This window comes from Halopseudomonas salina (assembly GCF_014637955.1).
In the GTDB taxonomy this organism is placed as follows: Bacteria; Pseudomonadota; Gammaproteobacteria; order Pseudomonadales; family Pseudomonadaceae; genus Halopseudomonas; species Halopseudomonas salina.
Window position 1 is genome coordinate 613,550 of the sequence record NZ_BMFF01000001.1, and the last position, 16,244, is coordinate 629,793.

The window sequence follows — 16,244 nt, forward strand, 5'->3', positions numbered from 1 at the left end:
GCTGACCCATTCCCTCGTCAGGAACTGCGGCGGACTTGCGGCGGTAAGTACTACGCGTGCTACTGTATTTGTCCACCTGCAGAGGATGGCGAATGCAAAAGCTCAAGTGGTTTGTAGCGGGTTTGGCCCTGGCAAGTTTCGGCTGTTATGGGACCAACGGCCCCGCACCGGAAGCGGTGATACCAGAGGCTACCGAGATGGCCGCGGTCAAGGAAGCTGACTGGTACAGACCGCCCTTGGGCGTGACCTGGCAGTGGCAGCTGTATGTCAGCGATGAGCATCCGTTGAATACTGACTACGATGCCGATATCTACAATATCGACCTGTTCAACACGCCCGAATCAACTATCGACTCCCTGCAGGCGGAAGGCCGCAAGGTCATCTGCTATTTTTCCGCAGGTACTTACGAGAATTACCGTGCAGACCGCTATCAGTTCAACAATAGCGACCTGGGTGATGGCGTGCGGGGCTGGCCTGCCGAGCGTTGGCTGGATATCCGCTCAAACAACGTGCGCCGGATCATGACTGAACGACTGGACCTGGCAGCGCACAAGGGCTGTGATGCCGTAGAGCCCGATAACGTGCAGGGTTATCTGGAGGGCACCGGCTTTGCTTTAACCGCCGAGGATCAACTGGCCTATAACCGCTTTATAGCCAACGAGGCGCGTCGCCGTGGGCTTGGGGTTGGCTTGAAGAACGGCCTTGAACAGATTGAAGCCCTGGTTGATTACTTTGATTTTTCAATCAACGAGCAGTGCTTCCAGTACAACGAGTGCCACAAACTGCTGGCATTTATCCAAGCTGGCAAGCCTGTGTTGAATGCGGAATACCCGGCAGAAGATAACGATTTGTCCCGGGATGATCCATCGATCGGAGCCCTGTGCGCCGCCGCTGAGGAGTTCAGGTTCAGCACGCTGGTTTTGCCGGTCGCTCTGAATGACAGCTTTCGAATCGCTTGCCCAAGCTCAACCTGATAATCACTATAAATCGCGGATTTACCGGGTCGCGGTTGAATTTGCGGCTGTCCTGTAGCAATTGCCGCCGCTGCGCTTGGCTACATACATGGCCTCGTCGGCGAGCCGCACCAGTTGCTGTTCGCTCTGGCCGTGCTCTGGATAAATGGCAATACCCAGGCTCGGGCTGCTGATCAAGGTCTGGCCCTCCAGTTGATAGGGGTTGCTCAGGGCCGCGATTATCTTGTCGGCGACCATAGCTGCATCTCCTGGCTTGGCGATGTTGTCCAGCAAGATGGCAAATTCGTCACCGCCAAGACGGCCGATCGTGTCTGAATCACGGACACATTTTCTGAGGCGCCCAGCAACCTCCTTCAGCAAGAGATCGCCTGTGGAATGGCCATAGGTGTCGTTGATCAGCTTGAAGTTATCCATATCCAGATAAAGCACGGCAAGACGCAAAGTGCCGCGCTGCGCCCTTGTCAGGGACGCCTGCAAGCGATCCAGGAATAGCGCCCGGTTGGGCAGTTCGGTCAGTTGGTCGTATTGGGCAAGAAACTCCAGGCGGGAGTGTGTGCGCTTGCGCTCAATTGCGGTCGCCACCTGGCTGGAAACGAACTGAAGCAGTTCCAGGTCCTGATCGTTGTAACGCACGTCACCCGAATAACTCTGCAGTACCAGGGCTCCGATGATCTCGGTTCCGGCTATCAGAGGCACGCCCAGCCAGTCCAGGGAATGCTTGCCCGCCACCGTGCCTATCTTTGCCAGCAGTTGCTCGGCCGTTTCGGGTGTGAGCAACAGGGCCTTGCCTGAGCGGATAACCTCAGCGCTCAGAGTTCCCGAATCCAGTGGCTGGGATGGCGGCGGTGGATCGAACTGGTCAACGTAGTATGGGAAACTGAGTTGATTGCTGGGGGCATCGTACAGCGCCACAAAGAAATTGTCGGCGGGTAGCAATTTCCCGATGACCTGATGCACTCGCGCATAGAGCATGCGCAGATCCCCCGCCGCGTGAGCAACTTCTGATATCGCATACAGCGCTGCCTGGACTGCTTCGGCGCGTTTGCGGCCGGTTATGTCCCGTGCAACGCCAACCCTTACCTGCTCGGCATCAAGCCAGCGCGCGGACCACATCACGTGCACGATGCGCCCATCTTTGTGGACGTAACGATTTTCATGGTCCTGGGAGGGGCTACCCGAATTGATCTGCTCGACCATCTTCAGCGAATGATCGCGGTCCTCGGGGTGCATCAGCTCGAAAGCCGTGCGGCCGATCATCTCCTCGGGCCGGTAGCCGAACACCTGTTCGCTGGCTGCGCTGACTGAAAGAAACCGACCCTCGATATCTACCACGCAGACAACATCGAGTAGAAGGTCGAGCAGCTTGTCGTGAGGTAGGGGAGGGGTTGTCGTCATGGCCATTACTATACTGGGACTCTTGGACGGTTCGCTAGCGCAAAGGCGCTTTTTTGAGCGTTCGCAGCCCGCGGGAGGGCCGGGCTTTGCCTTGACCAGGGGGGCTGCAGCTAACGCAGCTGGTCAATATGGAGCTCGACTATTACAGATGTAACCTGAGCTCCCGACCGGCAACACATGACTTCCCAGGCAAAAGCAGGATAATGGCGGCCAATTCGTTTCGCTCGTCATTCTGGTGCCCCCCATGGAAATCAAGGTCAACTTTCTCGACAACCTTCGACTTGAAGCCAAGTTCGATGACTTCACGGTGGTGGCCGATCAACCCATCCGTTATAAAGGTGACGGCTCAGCGCCAGGGCCTTTTGATTACTTTCTGGCCTCATCGGCCCTGTGTGCCGCCTATTTTGTAAAGCTGTACTGCGACACCCGCAACATTCCCACCGACAACATCCGCCTGTCGCAGAACAACATCGTCGATCCGGAAAATCGCTACAACCAGATCTTCAAGATCCAGGTCGAGCTGCCCGCCGATATTTCGCCCAAGGACCGCCAGGGCATCCTGCGCTCCATCGACCGCTGCACAGTGAAGAAGGTCGTGCAGACCGGCCCCGAGTTCGTGATAGAGGAAGTCGAGAACCTGGACGCCGACGCCCAGGCGCTGCTGATGCCCCTGACCGCCGAAGGCGAGGGCACCCGAGTGTTAGGCAAGGACCTGCCGCTGGAGCAGACCATCGCCAACATGTCCGGAATTCTGGCCGATCTGGGCATGAAGATCGAAATTGCCTCGTGGCGCAATATCGTCCCCAACGTCTGGTCGCTGCATATCCGTGACGCCCAGTCGCCCATGTGCTTTACCAACGGCAAGGGCGCGACCAAGGAGGCCGCGTTGGCCTCGGCGCTGGGCGAGTTTATCGAACGGCTGAACTGCAACTTCTTCTACAACGACCAGTTCTGGGGTGAAGAGATTGCCAATGCGCCCTTCGTGCATTACCCCAACGAGCGCTGGTTCAAGCCCGGTCGCAAGGATGCACTGCCCGCCGAGATACTCGACGACCACTGTCTGGAGATCTACAACCCTGACGGCGAGCTGCGTGGCTCACATCTGATCGACACCAATTCCGGCAACACCGAGCGAGGCATCTGCTCGCTGCCCTATGTGCGCCAATCAGACGGGGAGGTGGTGTATTTCCCCTCCAACCTGATCGAGAACCTGTTTCTCAGCAACGGCATGAGCGCCGGCAACACCCTGGCAGAGGCCCAGGTGCAATGCCTGTCGGAAATCTTCGAGCGCGCGGTCAAACGCGAAATCCTCGAAGGCGAGATGGCTCTGCCGGATGTGCCGCAGGAGGTGCTGGCGAAATACCCCGGCATCCTAGCCGGCATTCAAGGCCTGGAAGAGCAGGGCTTTCCGGTGCTGGTCAAGGATGCGTCCCTGGGCGGCCAGTTCCCGGTCATGTGCGTGACCCTGATGAACCCGCGCACCGGTGGTGTGTTCGCCTCCTTTGGTGCCCATCCCAGCTTTGAAGTCGCGCTGGAGCGCAGCCTTACCGAATTGCTCCAGGGTCGCAGCTTTGAGGGCCTGAACGACCTGCCCCAGCCGACCTTTGAAAGCCAGGCGGTTACCGAGCCGAACAACTTCGTTGAACACTTTATCGATTCCAGCGGCGTGGTCTCCTGGCGCTTCTTCAGCGCCAAGGCAGACTTCGAGTTTGTCGAATGGGATTTTACTGCCGAGGGCGAGCAAGCCAACGCAGAAGAGGCCGCCACCCTGTTCGGCATCCTCGAAGAGCTGGGCAAGGAGGTCTACATGGCCGTGTACGACACTCTCGGCGCCAACGCCTGCCGCATCCTGGTGCCCGGCTATTCCGAGGTGTATCCGGTCGATGACCTGATCTGGGACAACACCAACAAGGCGCTGCTGTTCCGCTCCGACATTCTCAACCTGCACAGCCTGGACGACGACAGCCTGCAGGCGCTGATCGAGCGTCTGGATGAAAGCGAGCTGGATGACTACACCGACATCAAAACTCTGATCGGCATCGAGTTTGACGACAACACCGCCTGGGGCCAGTTGACCATTCTCGAGCTGAAACTGCTGATTCACCTGGCCCTTGAGCAATTTGAAGAGGCCAAAGAGCTGGTCGAAGCCTTCCTGCAGTTCAACGACAACACCGTCGAGCGGGGCCTGTTCTACCAAGCACTGAACGTGGTGCTGGAAGTGGAGCTGGACGACGAACTGGACCTGGGCGATTACGAAATAAACTTCCGCCGCATGTTCGGCAATGAGCGAATGGAGGCGGTGCTTGGCTCTATGTACGGTAGCGTACGCTTCTATGGCCTTGAGCCCACCAGCATGAAGCTGGAAGGACTCGAGCGACACCAGCGCCTGGTGGAGAGCTACAAGAAATTACACCAAGCGCGGGCATCCGTCGTTGAGTAGGTAGTGATGTTGCCGGATCAATCGGCGTCCGCTTTCCAGGCGCCTACTGACCCAAGGAACACATCTACCCTGTCAAAACCCTGCGTCTTCAGCCAGCCCGCCGCCACACTGGCACGGGCGCCGCTGGCGCACATCACCGTGTAGGCGCGGGTGGGATCGAGATCGCGCCAATGTTTATTCAGGTGCCCAACGTAGATGTGTCGCGCAGCTTCGATTGGGTAGGCGTCTACCTCGTCGGCAGCCCGCACATCCAGCAGTGTCCAGTCGCCTGATTGCTCGGTCATGCGTGCCTTGACGCAGGCGACATCTACCAAAGACATCGATGCAAAATCCTGTCCGTTGGCAACTGATCCAACCATATTGGTAAAGGCCCCGACAATATGGTCAAAGCCGGTGCGGCGCAGATGGGTAGCCGCCACGCAAGCTTCATCCATCGATTCCGATACCAGTGCGATGCGGTCGGTTTCCTGCAGAAACCAGCCGGCAAAGGCAGTGATCATGCCAGCAGGAATGCACAGGGCGCCCGGCCAGTGTGCCCCGGCAAACGCGGCAACACTGCGCGTATCGATAACGTAATCCGCACCTGCCTTTTTCAGCCCGGCAAGGTCCAAGGGTACCGGCATTGCAATGTGTGGCATGGCGCTCCCACCCTCCACATTCAAGCGCTCCATGGTGCTGAAGTAGGGCGGTAGGTAGTGGTTTTCGGCCACTTTAGTGGCGATGAACTCGTCACGATCGGTGATTTTCATCGATGGATTATTCGTGCGCTCATGGCCTATGGTAGAAAACTCGCGATCGGCCATGCCCGCGCCGCAGACCGATCCGGCCCCATGCGCTGGATATATGATGGTCTGGTCACCCAGTTTCTCCAATTTGCGCAGGCTGTCGAACAGCAGCCCGGATACCTCACGCGCACGGTCGGGGTAGAAATCAGTCCGGCCTACATCACCCACAAACAGAGCATCGCCAGTGAATACGCCTACCGCTCCCTGATCAAACTCGGAGTCGAAGAGTGCAAAGGCCAGGTGGTCGTCGGTATGGCCGGGTGTTTCCAGTACACAGATCCGTGCCGCGCCTATGTCGAAGCTATCACCCTCACGGGTCGTCTCGGCATAGCGCACCGGTGCGGCAGGATTCGGGCCGTGCCATACCTTTGCGCCGGTCAGCTCGGCCAGTACTGGTGCACCCGATATGAAGTCTTCGTTACGGTGGGTCTCGAAAATATGGGTAATCTGCATGCCGCGGGCTCGGGCACGCTGGATATAGGTGTCGCAGTCACGCTGGGGGTCGATTACCACCGCCGCGCCGTTGCTGCCGACCAGATACGACAGCTGCGACAGGCCTTCGGTTTTGATGGTTTCAATAATCACGGAATAGCCTTCTTTTGGGGATCTATCCCTCTGTGACTCGGTGTTTCTTGAATCGTTTCTGCTTTCTCTGCAAAGGCATCCACTGGAGCACGGATGCCAACTGAGCTTTACTGTGAACAGCGTTTCCCAATGTAGTAGCCACCTGTTACCCGCAGGCCGGCATAGAAGTGCATGCTGGTCTCACCAATAGAGGAGAGCGAAACATGTCCGCCAAGAAATTATTGCTGCTGGCCGGTGATTACACCGAAGATTACGAAACCATGGTGCCGTTTCAGGCCCTTACCATGCTTGGATATGAAGTGCATACCGTCTGCCCGGATAAAAAGTCAGGGGATACGGTGCGTACCGCGATTCATGATTTCGAGGGCGATCAGACCTACACCGAGAAGCCGGGCCACAACTTCGCGTTGAACTACGATTTCGACCAGGTGAAGGTCGAGGACTATGTCGGCCTCGTAGTACCCGGCGGACGTGCCCCGGAATACCTGCGCCTGAATGACCGGGTTATCGAGATTGTTCAGCAGTTCGACAAGGCGCAGAAGCCAATCGCCGCCGTTTGCCATGGCGCGCAAATCCTCGCCGCAGCGGGTATTCTCAAAGGCCGTGAATGCAGCGCCTACCCAGCCTGTGGTCCTGATGTGAAAATGGCCGGCGGTACCTATATGGATATTCCGGTGGATCAAGCTCACACTCAGGGCAATCTGGTCACAGCCCCGGCATGGCCCTCGCACCCAGCCTGGCTGGCAGCGTTTGTCAAACTGCTGGGCGCTCAGATAACGCTGTAATCGGGATAATTAATCAACAGGTGGTGGCCCCATGTGTGAGCTCTACGTCAAAGCTGATCCGATTCTGTATGAATCACGCTCCCGCTCACTGCGCATCCGCGGCGTAGTCACCACCCTGCGACTGGAAAACCAGTTCTGGCAGATTTTGCAGGAGATTGCCGAGGTTGATGGCATGACCACCAACCAGCTGATTACCAAGCTGTACGACGAGATAATGGAGCTGCGCGGCGAAGTGGTGAACTTCGCCTCGTTCCTGCGTGTCAGTTGCACCCGCTATCTGACGCAGCGCGAGGCAAGACCGGTGCCGTTGTCAGTTGTCCGATCATCAGTCGGGTAGGTCTGCCGGGTGAGCTGACACTTCAGCTCGCCTGATTGTTCTGCCGATATATAGCGCTGTACGACGCGGCCATAGCTGCCATCGGTAACCAGTTGTTGTAATACATCCGCGTAGGCCTGAACAAAGGCCAAGTCGTTTGATCTTTTGCTGAAAGCCACCTCTGCGGCATCATCGGAGACGATCACGTTAGTAGCCTTGATGCGCCCACTCAGCCCCAGATTCTGAACTTCGTAGGCCCCGGTGCGCTCGTCGGCAATCACCCCGTCGATTCGACCTCTTTCCAGCATGCGCCACAGATTCTCACGTTTGGCCAGAACGGTTACTCGTGCAGCGAAGTGGGGGTCGTCCATGACTTGCTGGAAGTCCGACCCGTAATACACCCGGATCTGAGCCCCAAGTCGAAAATCGGTATTCATAAGATCTGTGAGCCGTGTTACTGGCCACTTCGCCAGCGCTCGCTCGTGCATAAAAAGAATGTTGTGCGACACAGGTATCACGGGACCGGAAAAATACGCATATTCTTCACGCTCCGGACGAGGAAAAGTCCCCGGCAGAACATCCAGCCGGCCCAGCTCCAACTCCCTGAGCGCTCTGGCCCACGGCAACTTGCGCATCGTGACGCTGCAGCCCAGGCGTTCCAGGGCGATGCGGTTGATCTCGACATAGATGCCGGTAATTTCTCCGTCGGGCATCTGCATGCTGAACGGCGGATCATCATCCCAGCGCAGGGTCTTTTCACACTGGGCGGAGGCCAGCCCGGTCCAGCAGGCCAGCAGCAGGGCGATTACCACGTGGTGGCGGGGGCGTGCTGAGCGAATCGCTGCGGTCGTCGTCAAGATCGTCATCCGTGCAGATCTGATTGTGTTTTCACGGGCCTGGGGGTACCTGACGCTTGTGCTCGGTGGCATCGTAATACCTGACGATTATCTTCGCCGCCGCTTCATCAACCGGCTCGCCAAGCAAAAACGCATCTATCTGTTCGTAGGGCACCCCGTGGGCCTCCTCATCCGGCCTCCCAGGCTGCAGCTCCTCCAGGTCGGCGGTGGGCACTTTTCCGACCAGTTGTGCCGGCGCACCCAGTTCTGCCGCCATGTTGCGCACCTGACCCTTGGTCAGCCCGGTCAGCGGTGCCAGGTCACAGGCGCCGTCGCCAAACTTGGTGAAAAAGCCCATTACCGCCTCGGCTGCATGGTCGGTACCCACCACCAGACCATTGGTGAAGTTGGCCAAAGTGTACTGCGCGATCATGCGCGAGCGGGCCTTGACGTTACCTTTCACAAAATCATGCTTGGCAGACTCGGTCGGCTCGTCGGTAAAGCACGCCATCATTGCATCCACAGCGCCTTTGATATCGACCTTACGCAGCTGATCGGGCTTGATAAAGTCCAGCGCAGACTGGGCGTCGTGTTCATCAGCCTGTACGCCGTATGGCAAGCGCATGGCATAGAAAGTGGCGTCATAGCCATCGGCACGCAGCGACTCGACAGCCAACTGGCAAAGCCTGCCGCAGGTGGTTGAGTCGACACCGCCGCTGATCCCGAGCACCAGTGATCGCACACCAGCGCCGCGCAAGGTGTTCTTGATGAAATCAACACGTCGCTCAATCTCCTGCTGGAGAGCGACGGACCCCTTGAGGTCAGGATTTACCTGCAATGCGCCGCGAATTTCAGCGCTACGACTTGCTGCAGTGCTCATGATTGTCTCCTTGGTATCTGATACCGGGAAGCTTGAAAATTCTGATCAACCAACACCATAAACGAGGTTGAGGTGTACACCAAGAGTGAACTCGTTGCTTAGGGTGTCAAAACCGGAACCTCTCTGCGGTGCAGTTTTGGCGGATTACATCACAGCCTGAACATATTGTCGTTGGAAAGCGCAGGTCGGTATGGGAGCCTTGCTCAGCGCCAAAAGGAGTGCGTCCTCACTCTGCTGAATCACTACTTTGCGCTGTCACAACCTAATTCCGACCTTCTTGCCCAGTCCCCCCTGGAGATTCTGCATGTCACGGCATGAACCCGCCACTGTAGCCTTCGCGGCGGCAGCAGATCGCGCATCTCTGTCCCTGGGTATGAGCGCTCGCGCCCTAATGGCGATGGTAGCCGGGGTTTTGTTGGGTGCCCCCTGGTTTGACCAGGGGCTTTACTGGACCGCCTGGCTCGGCGCCGTACCGCTCCTGTTTGCACTGCGGGACGTTCGCCTGCGCTCGGCATTGTGGCTCGGATGGCTCGCAGGCACAGTTTATTACGCCATAGCCACGTACTGGATTGTCGATTTCGTTATCAATTTGCGCGGCTTCAGCTGGGCTGTTGCCGTTTTGCTGGGCATGGTCTTCTGGTGTTACGCCGGTCTGTCGATCGGTCTGTCCTGTTTGCTGTTTCGCTGGGTGGCTCGCCATTTACCCCGTTGGGAGCTGCTGAGCTTTCCGGTTTGCATGGTCGTACTCATGGAAATCTACCCGCTGCTGTTCGGCACCTATTACGCCGAGGCCCAGGCCCAGTTTTTACCGGGCCTGCAGGGCGTTTCGCTGTTGGGCATTCAGAGTATGGATATGCTCATGATGCTCGTGGGAGTCCTGGTGTTCACGCTATTGACCGGCCATGGCCGCACACAGCGCACGGGAGTCCTGTTGGCGACCAGCGTATTGGTAGCCTGGTTCGCCTACGGCTTTATTACCCTGTATGTGTGGGACCAACGCATCCTCGCTTGGGAAACCCGCAAGATCGGACTCGTGCAGCCCAACGACGCAGTTACTCTCGATGTGCCAGAGCCGCCCAGGGGATTTACCCGCGAATACCCGCCAGAGCTCGCCGCCACCCAACGCCTGGCAGCCGCCGGGGCAGAGTGGGTGGTCTGGCCGGAGGCACGATACAAGGGGTATTTTGATAAGCCCTCCGTGCGTCTGGGCTACGCCGAAGTACTCACCAGGCTGGGCATACCTCTGGTACTGCATGATGCCGAGCGCGCCTGGGCCGATGATGACTACGCCGATTACAACTCTCTGGTGCACCTGGATGCCCAAGGCGCGCAGGCAGGCGTGTATCGCAAGATGCTGAGGATGCCCCTGGGTGAGTATTTGCCGGACTTCTTCAGGCTGCCGGGCATTGGTTGGGTGACGCGGCGCTTTTTTGGAGAGTTCGTGCGCCCATTGCAGCCAGGCACGGTACACGAAGAATTTGAAATCAACGGCATGCGTATTCAGCCGAAGATCTGCTACGAAGCGGCATTCCCTCGCTTTATCGCCGAGGCGGTAGGCACGGACGCAGCGGGCAAGGTATTGCTGTTCGTCTCCCAGGACAACTGGTTTGGTGAGACAGCCCAGCCGTTTCAGCATGCCGCCATGTCCGTGGTGCGGGGCGTCGAAAACCGCGTACCGATCGTCCACCTGATCAATAACGGACCCTCCGTGGTTGCCGCACCCAATGGGCGTATCACCGCACGTACGCAGGCTTTTGCAAAATCGGAAATCGTGGCCTCCATGCCATTCTCAGAGAAACATGGCGGCAGTTTTTACAGTCGTAACCCACTGGTGCTGCAATACCTGCAGTACAGCGTATTGGGTATGCTGGTGTTGATGGTTCTGATCAGGCGCAAGGCTGACGCCGCGCAAAACGTCAAAGGAAGACAGGAATGATCCTCAAAACGATAAAGAAGTTGTTCTCAGGCACTGTATATGTGCGCATCTGCGCGGACCGCTTGCGTGTACACCATCTGGAAGACGGCGCCGTGTTTGATCAGCCGCCGTTCATCGCATTGGATACCACCAATCCACGCAAGGTGACCATCAAGGCGATCGGAGACGAGGCCCATGCCCTGCAGGCAGATAGTCGATTCACCGTCACTAATCCCTTCTCCCATCCCCGATTGCTGGTGAGTAACTTCGGTAACGCCGAGCGGGTACTTACCCACGCGATACGCGAGGTACACCAGGCACAATTCATCACCCCCAGCCCCGTCGTCATAATGCATCCGCTGGAAAAGCTCGACGGTGGGCTGACCGACATCGAGTGCCGCGTATTTCGTGAACTTGCGATGGGCGCAGGGGCGAGGGAAGTGCACCTGCATGTCGGTGATGCGCTATCGCTTACCCATTTCAACTGGGACCAGATACGCTCACCAGACCAGGGCTAAGCCGGGAAGCCTTCCCAGGAAAACAAAAAAGCCCGCCGGGAGGCGGGCTTTATTACCAACGCATGGGCATCGACCAGCGATGCCCTGGTGCGCTTTACTCCATCGACGAACGCGGTGCTACACGCTGGTCATTATTGGAGATGGTTACTTCCACGCGGCGGTTCTGGGCCCGACCGGATGCCGAACCGTTGCTGGCGACGGGGTATTGCTCGCCGTAGCCGACAACCTGCACCCGCTGGGAATCAACACCTGCACGGGTCAGCGCACGGTGCACCGACTCGGCACGGCGCTGCGACAGCTGCTGGTTGTAGGAATCGGCACCGGTACTGTCGGTATAGCCCTCAACCACCAGCTGGCGCTCGGGATTGTCATTCAGAAAACTGGCAAGCTTCTGCACGTCGCGCTGGCCCGACGGCTTGAGATCAGACTTGTCGACGTCAAACAGCACGTCACCCAGGGTAACCAGCGTACCGCGTGCGGTCTGCTTAGCCTCTAGCTCGTCCTGTAACCTGCGGATCTGCTCCTCACGTGATGCCAGTTGCTGCTCACTTGACTTCAGCTGTTGCTTGCTTGATTGCAGTTGCTGCTCACGTGAAGACAATTGAGCTTCGGCGCGCTTGGCAGCGGATTGCTCCAGCTCTACCTCGGCAGACCGCAAAGCGATGGTCTGCTCGGCCAGCTCAATGCGGCGCTTGGCTACATAAGAGAGTTGGTCGACGCGCTCCTTGTCACCTTTCTCAAAGGCCTGGCTGGCCTGATCGACAGCCTGGCCAGCGTCTTCGGTTTCCAGTGCGGCCATCTGGCTGGCGCGGGGGTCGCTTTGCAGTTGGGCATATTGCGCCTGAGCCTGCTCCAGATTGCTGTTGGGCTGTGAAGCACAGGCAGACAGGCCGATGGCCGCAGCGAGCACGGTGGAAATAGTCATTAATTTGTTCATAGTGGGTAATCCTTGGCTGAAGGCGATTGGGAAATGGACGTCTTGATCACTCGGCGCTGCGCATACCCTCTTCGCGCAGATCCTCTATCCCCTGGTTGGCGTCCTTCAGGGCCTTTTGGGTCTTGGCGGCCCGTGCCTTGCGCTCGGCAACCCGTGCATCCCACTCGGCCTGTTCGGCGAGTACGCGAGCCTTGTCATAGTCCTTTTCCTGCATTGCCATTTCGGCCTGCTTCCACTTTTCCCGTGCGGAACGCATCTCTACCGCTGAATATTCAGTAGCCTCGGCACTGACTGCGCTATTCACCGCTGATTCGGTCAGGGCGAACTGGGCAGTGGGGGGATTGCCCGCGCAACCCACTAGCAGCAGACCACCCAAAGCCACAGCTGCCAGCATGGGCAGTCGGAAATGCGATAGGGGGTTTTTGATGGTGTTCATGTTCATGATCAGTCTCCAATGGAAATCTCGCCTGACGGATCAGAACAGCGGCCGCAAGCATTTTTTTGATTCTTTTGATTCATAGCCGATCATCTGCTTCCGGGCCGGACATACAGGGATTTCTGGCAAAGGTGTAGACACTGCCTTCTGACAATCGTTCCACTTTAAAAGCAAACTAAAGGCTCCAGAATGCGCCTTTGAAGCCATACGCCTGATACAGATGGCGTAATCCCTCGCCTCCACCTCGGCCAAGGCGCCAACGGCCAGGCATAAGGTTGAAAGGGGGCTCTAGCTTCCCGGTCATTGTCGCCACAAGGTGCACCCTTGGCCTCATGCCGTTACAATTCGCTCTTTGCCCCAAACGGTTGCCGCCATGTCCCTGCCTGCCCACCACATCGAACTGCTCAGCCCGGCGCGTGATGCCGACATCGCCCGTGAGGCCATCCTGCATGGCGCCGACGCGGTGTATATCGGCGGCCCCGGTTTTGGCGCGCGGCACAACGCAGCCAACAGCGTGGCAGACATCGCAGCGCTGGTGCCCTTTGCCCATCGCTACCACGCGCGGGTCTTCGTCACGCTGAACACCATCCTGCATGACAACGAACTCGAGCCGGCGCGCCAGCTGATTCATGAGCTTTACGATGCCGGAGTCGATGCGCTGATCGTGCAGGACATGGGCATCATGGAAATGGATATTCCCCCGATCGAGATACACGCCAGCACCCAGTGCGATATCCGCACCCTGGAGAAAGCGCGTTTTCTCGGGCAGGCCGGATTCTCCCAACTGGTGCTGGCGCGCGAACTGAGCCTGCAGCAGATCCAGGCCATTCACCAGGAGGTGGACACACCGCTGGAGTTCTTTGTGCACGGTGCGCTGTGCGTGGCCTTCTCCGGCCAATGCAATATTTCCCACGCCCAGAACGGACGCAGCGCCAACCGCGGCGACTGCTCGCAAGCCTGCCGTTTGCCCTACACCCTGACCGACGAGCACGGCGGGGTGATCGCCTATGAAAAGCATCTGCTGTCGATGAAGGACAACAACCAGACCGCCAACCTGGGCGCGCTGGTTGATGCCGGCATTCGTTCGTTCAAGATCGAGGGCCGCTACAAGGATGTGGGTTATGTGAAAAACATCACCGCCTGGTATCGCCAGCAACTGGACGCGGTGCTCGCCGAACGTCCGCACCTGGCACGCGCCTCCAGCGGGCGCAGCGCCCATTTTTTCGTACCCGACCCGGACAAGACCTTTCACCGCGGCAGCACGGATTACTTCGTCAATGACCGCAAGCTGGACATCGGCGCCTTCGACACGCCGACCTTCACCGGGCTACCGGTAGGGGAGCTGCAACAGGTACGCAAGAATGATCTGCTGGTCAGCAGTCATGAGCCACTGAGCAATGGCGACGGGCTGAATGTGTTGGTCAAGCGTGAGGTCGTCGGCTTTCGGGCCAACGTGGCCGAGCTGTTAAGCCAGCACGAGGACGAAGAAGGGCAACCACGCTGGCATTACCGCATCGAACCCAACGAACTGCCTGAAGCCCTGCGCCGCGCTCGCGCCGGGCAGACACTCAGCCGCAACCTTGACCACAACTGGCAGCAGGCGCTGCAGAAAACCTCCGCCGAGCGCCGTGTCGGCCTGCACTGGACGCTTGGCGGCGATGCCCAGGCGCTGACGCTCAGCGCACGCAGTGAAGAGGGCGTAACAGTCAGCCAGATCCTGGATGGCCCATTCGAAGCCGCCCAGAACATCGAACGCGCCCGCAGCCAGATCGCCGACCTGCTGACCCAACTGGGTAATACCCAGTACCACTGCGAAGGCACAGACGTAGCGCTGGAGAACATCCCCTTCGTGCCGATCTCACGTCTCAAGGCCCTACGCCGTGCGGTCGTCGAGGAGCTGGACAGCGCGCGTCTCGCCGCCCACCCGCATGGCAGCCGCAAGGCAGTCAGCAACCCGCCGCCGGTTTATCCGGACTCGCACCTCAGCTTTCTGGCCAACGTCTACAACCACAAGGCGAGGGCCTTTTATCAGCGTTTCGGCGTTGAGCTGATTGACGCAGCTTTTGAGGCCCACGAGGAACTGGGCGAAGTACCGGTGATGATCACCAAGCACTGTCTGCGCTTCTCCTTCAACATGTGCCCGAAACAGGCCAAGGGCGTGACCGGCGTGCGCAGCAACGCCAAGCCCATGCAGCTAGTGCACGACAACGAAACCCTGACCCTGAAGTTTGACTGCAAACCCTGCGAAATGCACGTGATCGGCAAGATCAAAGGCAATATCCTGCGCCAACCCCTGCCCGGCAGCGCCGCCAATATTGTCGGAACGATCACGCCAGATCAGCGGCAAAACACCATACCGCTCAAGGCCATTTAAGAAAGGGCAACTGCAGTAACTACCCCGGGAAGGACTCCGCCATTCCCGGGTCTAACCTTAAGCATCAGCCCCCGTTCATACACAGGCGCCACCCTGGAAGCTCGAGTCTCAACCCGCTACATACTGGCTTCCAAAATGCCTTGAACATCGATCTTCTGCAGTCCTTCGTCAAAGATCGCCTTCCACTTCCGGCCCTCGGCATTATTTTTGAAGGCAATGTGCAGGTTTTTTTCCACAAGCAGTCTGTCGTTCATCTGGACAGTATTCCTGACCCTCGACACCTGCGGATTGTTTGCCAGAAGGTAGTCAAACACGTTGCTGTCGATGACCGCGACGTCAATCCGCCCGGCTGCTACTTTCAGAATATTTTGCGTATCGGCAGTAACCGTTGATGCTTCGATATCTCCGGACGCGATCATGGCGTCGATCTGCTCGGTATTTACGTAGTCCTGAACCACGCCGAGTCTGTAGCCTTTAAGATCTCCGGGATTTTCCCACTCGACCGGATTTGACGAACGCTCAACCAGGCCCAAGGGACCTGTACCCAGCGGGTCGGAGAAAACAAACTCAATTGACTCATAAAGGTATTCGGGAAAGTAACCTATGTAGCTGTCATCTTTTTTAGTCAAGGCAACGGCCCTGGACCACGGAAAGAAATCAACTTCCAGGGTGTGCCCCATAGCTTCAAGCGCCGCTTTTGCGACTGCAACCGAGGCGCCTTGGCCTTGTAACTCGGGACCGGCATAAGGAGGCCAATGCAGAGAAGTCAGTTTGAGGGTATCAGCGACTGCACTTGATGAAAGAGCCGAAAATACAGAAGCGGCAATGAGCTGTACGAGTTTGGTTTTCATTACTTGAACCTTTTGATTCCTTTCACCTGAATCATACGAGTGCTCGTTACAGTTCAATTACAGCGCGGCATACCTAGCCAGGATATCGGCAGTCAGCAAACCCGTAACTAGCTCGGCGTGGCTCATCTGGGTGGGCCTCAGTCTCTACACCAGAATCACCTTGCCTGGTATTGACAGAGCTATCCTCAAAAACTATAGCCGATATGGTAGGGACACA

The 16,244-nt window shown here is 57.9% G+C and carries 14 protein-coding genes; 7 read left to right on the forward strand and 7 right to left on the reverse strand.

The features are described from left to right. Nucleotides 1–92: 92 nt before the first annotated feature. Nucleotides 93–974, forward strand: coding sequence for an endo alpha-1,4 polygalactosaminidase (locus IEV54_RS03035; RefSeq protein ID WP_150277298.1), 882 nt, complete (start codon nt 93–95; stop codon nt 972–974). Nucleotides 975–995: 21 nt separating this feature from the next. Here the strand turns inward: IEV54_RS03035 and IEV54_RS03040 are convergent, their stop codons facing one another. Further along, nucleotides 996–2,369: a sensor domain-containing protein gene (locus IEV54_RS03040; protein WP_150277297.1), complete on the reverse strand. Its 1,374-nt coding sequence runs from the start codon at nt 2,367–2,369 to the stop codon at nt 996–998. 244 nt (nt 2,370–2,613) lie between these two features. On the opposite strand from IEV54_RS03040, the gene IEV54_RS03045 reads away from it, so the two are divergent. After that, nucleotides 2,614–4,809 carry an OsmC domain/YcaO domain-containing protein gene (locus IEV54_RS03045; protein ID WP_150277296.1) on the forward strand — a complete coding sequence of 732 codons (2,196 nt, stop codon included), beginning with the start codon at nt 2,614–2,616 and terminating at the stop codon, nt 4,807–4,809. Between the two features lie 17 nt (nt 4,810–4,826). Here IEV54_RS03045 and IEV54_RS03050 read toward each other — a convergent pair whose 3' ends face one another. Continuing rightward, nucleotides 4,827–6,179, reverse strand: coding sequence for an MBL fold metallo-hydrolase (locus tag IEV54_RS03050; protein WP_150277295.1), 1,353 nt, complete (start codon nt 6,177–6,179; stop codon nt 4,827–4,829). A gap of 203 nt (nt 6,180–6,382) precedes the next feature. Between IEV54_RS03050 and IEV54_RS03055 the strand changes: the two genes are divergently transcribed. Both IEV54_RS03055 and IEV54_RS03060 read left to right on the forward strand, forming a co-directional pair. Next, nucleotides 6,383–6,964, forward strand: a complete 582-nt coding sequence (locus tag IEV54_RS03055; protein WP_150277294.1) for a DJ-1/PfpI family protein — start codon at nt 6,383–6,385, stop codon at nt 6,962–6,964. A gap of 31 nt (nt 6,965–6,995) precedes the next feature. After that, nucleotides 6,996–7,301, forward strand: a complete 306-nt coding sequence (locus IEV54_RS03060) for a ribbon-helix-helix domain-containing protein (protein WP_150277293.1) — start codon at nt 6,996–6,998, stop codon at nt 7,299–7,301. Here IEV54_RS03060 and IEV54_RS03065 read toward each other — a convergent pair. Continuing rightward, nucleotides 7,238–8,137: a substrate-binding periplasmic protein gene (locus IEV54_RS03065; RefSeq protein ID WP_223825419.1), complete on the reverse strand. Its 900-nt coding sequence runs from the start codon at nt 8,135–8,137 to the stop codon at nt 7,238–7,240. The two genes, IEV54_RS03060 and IEV54_RS03065, sit on opposite strands and share 64 nt — an antisense overlap. A 31-nt stretch (nt 8,138–8,168) precedes the next feature. After that, a complete protein-coding gene (gene nadE, locus IEV54_RS03070; protein WP_150277291.1) occupies nt 8,169–8,996 on the reverse strand; it encodes an NAD(+) synthase in 828 nt (275 codons plus the stop codon). Between the two features lie 304 nt (nt 8,997–9,300). Between nadE and lnt the strand changes: the two genes are divergently transcribed. Together lnt and IEV54_RS03080 are read left to right on the forward strand one after the other, a co-directional pair. Continuing rightward, nucleotides 9,301–10,932, forward strand: a complete 1,632-nt coding sequence (lnt, locus tag IEV54_RS03075) for an apolipoprotein N-acyltransferase (RefSeq protein WP_150277290.1) — start codon at nt 9,301–9,303, stop codon at nt 10,930–10,932. After that, nucleotides 10,929–11,429, forward strand: coding sequence for a rod shape-determining protein (locus IEV54_RS03080; protein ID WP_150277289.1), 501 nt, complete (start codon nt 10,929–10,931; stop codon nt 11,427–11,429). The genes lnt and IEV54_RS03080 overlap by 4 nt, the downstream gene beginning before the upstream one ends. Before the next feature lie 94 nt (nt 11,430–11,523). On the opposite strand, the gene IEV54_RS03085 is transcribed toward IEV54_RS03080, so the two are convergent. Both IEV54_RS03085 and IEV54_RS03090 read right to left on the reverse strand, forming a co-directional pair. Beyond that, on the reverse strand, nt 11,524–12,366 hold the full coding sequence (locus tag IEV54_RS03085; RefSeq protein ID WP_150277288.1) for an OmpA family protein: 843 nt from the start codon (nt 12,364–12,366) through the stop codon (nt 11,524–11,526). A gap of 46 nt (nt 12,367–12,412) precedes the next feature. Continuing rightward, the gene (locus tag IEV54_RS03090) at nt 12,413–12,808 is read right to left on the reverse strand and encodes a DUF4398 domain-containing protein (RefSeq protein ID WP_150277287.1); all 396 of its coding nucleotides are present in this window, start codon (nt 12,806–12,808) and stop codon (nt 12,413–12,415) included. Between the two features lie 367 nt (nt 12,809–13,175). Here IEV54_RS03090 and IEV54_RS03095 point away from each other — a divergent pair, with 367 nt between their 5' ends. After that, nucleotides 13,176–15,176, forward strand: a complete 2,001-nt coding sequence (locus IEV54_RS03095; RefSeq protein WP_150277286.1) for a peptidase U32 family protein — start codon at nt 13,176–13,178, stop codon at nt 15,174–15,176. Between the two features lie 116 nt (nt 15,177–15,292). On the opposite strand, the gene IEV54_RS03100 is transcribed toward IEV54_RS03095, so the two are convergent. Then, the gene (locus IEV54_RS03100) at nt 15,293–16,027 is read right to left on the reverse strand and encodes a substrate-binding periplasmic protein (protein WP_150277285.1); all 735 of its coding nucleotides are present in this window, start codon (nt 16,025–16,027) and stop codon (nt 15,293–15,295) included. Nucleotides 16,028–16,244 lie beyond the last annotated feature (217 nt).